The sequence below is a fragment of the Pseudorhodoplanes sp. genome, assembly GCF_046289595.1.
In the GTDB taxonomy this organism is placed as follows: Bacteria; Pseudomonadota; Alphaproteobacteria; order Rhizobiales; family Xanthobacteraceae; genus Pseudorhodoplanes.
This window is the reverse complement of the sequence record NZ_JBKBVB010000185.1, coordinates 1-5,247: the sequence shown is the minus strand read 5'-3', so window position 1 is coordinate 5,247 and position 5,247 is coordinate 1. Positions and strand designations below refer to the sequence as shown.

Annotated in this window: 6 protein-coding genes; 5 read left to right on the top strand and 1 reads right to left on the bottom strand. The window is 63.1% G+C overall.

What is annotated here, in order from left to right; genetic code table 11:
• Positions 1–370: 370 nt before the first annotated feature.
• Positions 371–583: a hypothetical protein gene (locus tag ACK41X_RS22390; RefSeq protein WP_409728203.1), complete on the top strand. Its 213-nt coding sequence runs from the start codon at positions 371–373 to the stop codon at positions 581–583.
• Positions 584–886: 303 nt separating this feature from the next.
• Here the strand turns inward: ACK41X_RS22390 and ACK41X_RS22385 are convergent, their stop codons facing one another.
• Positions 887–1,861 (bottom strand): NADPH:quinone oxidoreductase family protein, encoded by a 975-nt coding sequence (locus tag ACK41X_RS22385; RefSeq protein WP_409728200.1) that lies wholly within the window; start codon positions 1,859–1,861, stop codon positions 887–889.
• Positions 1,862–2,026: 165 nt separating this feature from the next.
• Between ACK41X_RS22385 and ACK41X_RS22380 the strand changes: the two genes are divergently transcribed.
• From ACK41X_RS22380 to ACK41X_RS22365, 4 genes are all read left to right on the top strand, one after another.
• Complete coding sequence (locus tag ACK41X_RS22380; RefSeq protein WP_409728198.1) at positions 2,027–2,572, top strand: invasion associated locus B family protein; 546 nt, start codon at positions 2,027–2,029, stop codon at positions 2,570–2,572.
• Between the two features lie 151 nt (positions 2,573–2,723).
• A complete protein-coding gene (gene rlmN / locus ACK41X_RS22375; RefSeq protein ID WP_409728195.1) occupies positions 2,724–3,944 on the top strand; it encodes a 23S rRNA (adenine(2503)-C(2))-methyltransferase RlmN in 1,221 nt (406 codons plus the stop codon).
• 169 nt (positions 3,945–4,113) lie between these two features.
• Entirely contained in the window at positions 4,114–4,563 is a 450-nt protein-coding gene (locus ACK41X_RS22370) for a hypothetical protein (RefSeq protein ID WP_409728192.1), read from the top strand.
• 4 nt (positions 4,564–4,567) lie between these two features.
• Positions 4,568–5,185, top strand: a complete 618-nt coding sequence (locus ACK41X_RS22365; RefSeq protein WP_409728189.1) for a hypothetical protein — start codon at positions 4,568–4,570, stop codon at positions 5,183–5,185.
• Positions 5,186–5,247: the final 62 nt, after the last annotated feature.

The window sequence follows — 5,247 nt, the reverse complement described above, 5'->3', positions numbered from 1 at the left end:
CGGCGCGATGATCCGCCACTCCGCATCACTGAGATCGAAACGGGCCATGATCTCCTCCGTCAGGAGGTTGAATCACTTTACACCCGCTTCGGGAATCCCCTTTATGGGTACAGAACCTAGGGCCAGGCAGAGCGAAGTCTCACGGGATCGTTATGCCCGCGCTTGTCGCGGCTATTCACGTCTCGAAAGCCCTTTCGAATCAAAGGTGTGGCCGCCGCCACAGCCCGGCCCTGACGGGCGGATCGCGTCCAAAAAACCCCCCGGATACGGGAAATACGAGGGAGGGACGCGGGCGCTGTGAACCCGCCCGCGGGACCGCGCGACTGATGTGCAGGACGCGATGGCCGCGTCCCTCACACAGGAGAGACCCATGTTCCGCAAGACCATCCTCGGCCTCGCCGCTGGTGCCGCCCTCGTCACCGCCGCTCTGGCCCCGACTGCCGCGTCCGCCGGTTACTACGGTGGCTATGGCTACAAGTCCTACTACAAGCCCTATTACGGCTATAGCTACGGCTACAAGTCGTACGGCTACGGCTACAAGTCCTACGGCTATCGCTCCTACTACGGCGGTTACGGCTACTGATCCCTTCTCGGGTTCACCTGTGTGACCCCGGCGCCGTTTCCAGGCAGCCGCACCCGGTCTCCGCAAGGAGGCCGGGTTTTTTGTTTTTGGACCATTGCGCATGAGGGGTTCCCTCTCCCGCGTGCGGGAGAGGGTGGCGAGGACCGAGGGTCCGAGCCGGGTGAGGGGGCCTTTGCGACGATGTCAACGCGGCGATTTTCGCCCTCACCCGACCTCGTTCGCTTCGCTCATGCGGTCGACCTCTCCCGCAAGCGGGAGAGGTAACGGCCCTCGCGGCGCCTCCCGGCATTCTGATGACAGCGCCTACGGCTTCAGTATCGCCTTGCCCATGATCTTGCGCGCGGCGATGTCTTTCAGCGCCTGCGCGGTGTCGCTGAGCGGATAGACCGCATGCACATGCGCGGACAATTTGCCCTCCGCGCACCAGCGCACGATCTCGCTCATGTTGCGGGCTTCGGCTTCCGGGTCGCGCGCGACGAAGGCGCCCCAATGCACGCCGACGATGTCGCAGCCTTTCAGCAGCACCAGATTGAGCGGGATTTTCGGGATTTCGCCCCCGGCGAATCCGATGACGAGATAACGCCCCTCCCACGCCATCGATCGTATCGCCGGCTCGGCATATTTGTCGCCGACCGGATCGTAGATCACGTCGATGCCGTGCGTGCCGCCGAGCCGCTTCAATTCGGCGCTCAGGTCGGCGCTGCCGTAATTCACCGTCTCGTCGGCGCCGTGCTTTTTGGCGAAGGCGCATTTCTCCTCCGACGAGGCGCAGGCGATCACGCGCGCGCCCATCAGCTTGCCGATCTCGATGGCGGCGAGCCCGGTGCCGCCGGCAGCACCCAGCACCGCAAGGGTTTCGCCGGCTTTCAGTTTTGCGCGATCCTTCAGCGCATGGATGGTGGTGCCGTAGGTGACCGAGAGACCTGCCGCGCGGTCGAGATCGAGATTGTCCGGCACCTTCACCAGCCGCGACGCTTTCTGCACATAATATTCGCGCGCGGCGCCATAGGCGGCATAGCTCATCACCCGGTCGCCGACCTTGAAATTGGTGACGCCGGGGCCCGTCGCATGAACGGTTCCGGCAAACTCTGCCGCGGGCGAAAACGGGAAGTCCGGTTTGACCTGATATTTCCCGGCAATCAGCAGCGTGTCGAAAAAATTCAGCGCGGCCGCTGCGACCTTCACCACGACCTCGCCTTCCCCCGCCTCGGGTTCGGGGAGGTCCCGGAATTCGAGGTCGTCCGGCGTGCCGTAGCGAGAACAGATGATGGCTTTCATGGGCGAGACCTCAGGGCGCGCTGCGTTTCGGACTGCGGCGAATGTGCACAGCGGGCACAGGATGGTATCCCTGCGCCATCACATCGCCGATTTTCAACTAATATTACAAACAGCCGTCCGTGCTAGCGGGTTTGCTCACCCTTCCGAATCTCTTAGGTTTCCGCAATGCGCCGTGTTCGACGACTTCCCGTATTTCTTCGCCTGCTCCCCATCTGCGTCCTGCTCACCGCCGGTGGCTCGATTGGACCCGCAACGGCGCAGACCGCGGGCGCCCAGCTGCTCGGTGAATTCGGCGCATGGGGCGCCTATACGGCCTCGCCCGGCGGCCGGAAGGTTTGCTTCGCGCTCTCCAAGCCGACCTCTTCGGAGACCAATCCCCCCGGCCGTCCGCGCGATCCGGCATGGCTGTTTGTCTCCACGCGCCCGGCCGAGAAGGTGCGGGAAGAGGTGTCGGTGATCATCGGCTATCCGTTCAAGGCCAATACCGACGCCTCGATCGAGATCGGCTCGACCAATTTCGCCATGTACACCCAGAATGACGGCGCCTGGGTCAAGAACGCCGCCGAGGAGGCGCGCCTCGTCGACGCCATGCGCAAGGGTGCGGAGGCGATTGTCCACGGCGAGTCCGGCCGCGGCACCAAGACCATCGACAAGTTTTCGCTGCAAGGCGTGTCGCAGGCGCTGGATCGCGCCGCGCAGGAATGCCGGTAGTTTCGTCATTCCGGGGCGCGCGCTGAAAGTGCGCGAACCCGGAATTTATCCAGGCATTCGGATTGTGTTGCTGGATTCCGGGTCCGCCGCTTCGCGGCGTCCCGAAATGACCGGCTGTATTATCGCGCGGCGCTCCCCTATATACCGACGCATGACCCCCGCCCCCGCCACAGCGCCGCTCGAAAAGACCCCGCTCGAGGTCTATGTCGCGCCCGACAAGCCGTCGCTGATCGGGGCTTCGCGCGCGCAGCTCGCCGACATCCTGGGCGGCATCGGCGTGCCGGAACGCGAGCGCAGGATGCGCGCGCAGCAGATCTGGCACTGGCTTTATGTCCGCGGCGCGCGGGATTTCTCTGCGATGACCTCGATCTCGAAAGAGGTGCGCGGCGCGCTGGAACAGCATTTCACGCTGGAGCGGCCGGAGGTCGTGACCGAGCAGGTCTCCGCCGACGGCACCCGCAAGTGGCTGCTCAAGCTCGCGAGCGAAAATCCCGGCGAGCGGCCGCATCTGATCGAGACCGTCTATATTCCCGAAAGCGACCGCGGCACACTCTGCGTCTCAAGCCAGGTCGGCTGCACGCTGAACTGCTCGTTCTGCCATACCGGCACGCAGCGGCTCGTGCGCAATCTGACGGCGGGCGAGATTGTCGGCCAGATCATGGTCGCGCGCGACCGGCTGGGCGATTTTCTGAACCAGACCCGCGCCACCGGACCCGGACTTCCGACCGAGGGCGAGCGCTGCGTCTCCAATATCGTGATGATGGGGATGGGCGAGCCGCTCTACAATTTCGAGAATGTGCGCGACGCCTTGCTCGTCGCCATGGACGGCGACGGATTGTCGCTGTCGAAGCGGCGCATCACGCTGTCCACCTCGGGCGTTGTGCCGAACATCGCGCGCACGGGAGCCGAGATCGGCTGTTCGCTTGCGATCTCGCTGCATGCGGTGCGTGACGACCTGCGCGACGTGCTGGTGCCGCTCAATCGCAAATACCCGATCAGGGACGTGCTTCAGGCCTGCCGGGATTATCCCGGCGCATCGAATGCGCGCCGCATCACCTTCGAATATGTGATGCTGAAGGGGGTCAACGATTCGCTCGCCGAGGCAAAGGAATTGGTGCGGCTCCTGAAAGGCATTCCCGCCAAGATCAACCTGATCCCGTTCAATCCATGGCCGGGCTCGCAGTATGAATGCTCCGACTGGGAGCAGATCGAGAAATTCTCCGAGGTGGTGTTCAACGCCGGCTATGCCTCGCCGGTGCGCACCCCGCGCGGCCGGGACATTCTCGCCGCCTGCGGGCAGCTCAAGAGCGAGACCGAGAAACTCTCGGCGCGCGAGCGGATGGCTTTGCGCGCTATGGCGATGACGGATTAGGCCCTCGCGCTTGCCGGTATTTGCTCCGCCCGTCCCCGCGAAAGCGGGGACCGGAGCCAGGACCACTGGATTCCCGCTTTCGCGGGAATGAGCGGAGGATAGGTCAGGCGCGACGGTGGACAGGATTGCGCGGGCGGCTCTAAACAATGAGCCGGAGAGAGGCCGCCGCATGTTCATCACCCGCTTTTTCGTCATCCTGTTTTCGCTGATTTTCGCCTTGCTTGCCGCGGGCATCGCTCTGGCGATCGGGATCATGGCGCCGGAACTCGTCTCGCTCAGCGCCGATCCGATCGAGAAATTCGCCTTCTTCGCCGTGGCGTTTTTCGCCACCAGCTTTGCCGGCATGTCTGCCTTTATTCCGTCGGTGATCCTGATCGCGGTCGCGGAGACTTTCGATATCCGCTCGATCTTCTACTATGCGATCGGCGGTGGGCTGATTGCGGCGATCGCCTGGTTCATGTCGGACATCTCGCTGCAGCTTGAGAACACCACCGACCTGTCGCCGATCACCTACGGACTGCAATTGGTCGCAGCCTCCGGCATCATCGGCGGTTTTTTTTATTGGCTGCTTGCGGGGCGCAAGGCGGGTCGCTGGAAAGATCCGTACGCGGCGGCGTAATGCCGTGGAGCCTTTGCTCGCGGTCAAGCTGATCTATACCGCCTTCATGGCGGTGCTGATTCCGGTCTATCTGCGTCAATACGGCTGGACCAACTTTCTCTATTTCTGCGATCTGGCGCTGCTCCTGACGCTGGCGGGGCTGTGGCTCGACAACCCGCTCCTGATCTCGATGAGCGCTGTGGGCCTGTTGCTGCCGCAGACGCTGTGGGTTGTCGATTTCGTCGCCAATCTGTTGGGCAAGCACACCACCGGGCTGACCGACTATATGTTCGACAAGGAGCGCTCGCTCTTCCTGCGCGGACTTTCCCTGTTTCACGGCTGGCTGCCGTTTCTCCTGCTCTATCTTCTCTGGGAAATGGGCTATGACAGCCGCGCCTTCGTCGCGTGGACCATCGTCTCCTGCATCGTGCTGCCGGTCTGCTATTTCCTGATGCCGAAGGCGCAGCCCGATCCGGGCCTGACGCCGGTCAACATCAACCTCGTCTGGGGCTTCGACGACCGCAAGCCGCAGACCTGGATGTCTCCGCATGCATGGTTTGCATTGTTGTTCTTCGGTCTGCCGGTCGCGGTCTACTGGCCGACGCATCTGTTGCTGCAAAATCTATTCAAATCCGCCGGATGACATGATCTTTCACCCGGCCAGGAACATTTGCCCGCGAATACCGTTTGTGCCCGCTGGGGTGA

Excerpts from the sequence above, each read along its gene's own strand:
- ACK41X_RS22370 (WP_409728192.1), top strand. The coding sequence starts at position 4,114 with ATGTTCATCACCCGCTTTTTCGTCATCCTGTTTTCGCTGATTTTCGCC.
- ACK41X_RS22385 (WP_409728200.1), bottom strand. The coding sequence starts at position 1,861 with ATGAAAGCCATCATCTGTTCTCGCTACGGCACGCCGGACGACCTCGAA.
- ACK41X_RS22390 (WP_409728203.1), top strand. The coding sequence starts at position 371 with ATGTTCCGCAAGACCATCCTCGGCCTCGCCGCTGGTGCCGCCCTCGTC.
- rlmN (WP_409728195.1), top strand. The coding sequence starts at position 2,724 with ATGACCCCCGCCCCCGCCACAGCGCCGCTCGAAAAGACCCCGCTCGAG.
- ACK41X_RS22380 (WP_409728198.1), top strand. The coding sequence starts at position 2,027 with ATGCGCCGTGTTCGACGACTTCCCGTATTTCTTCGCCTGCTCCCCATC.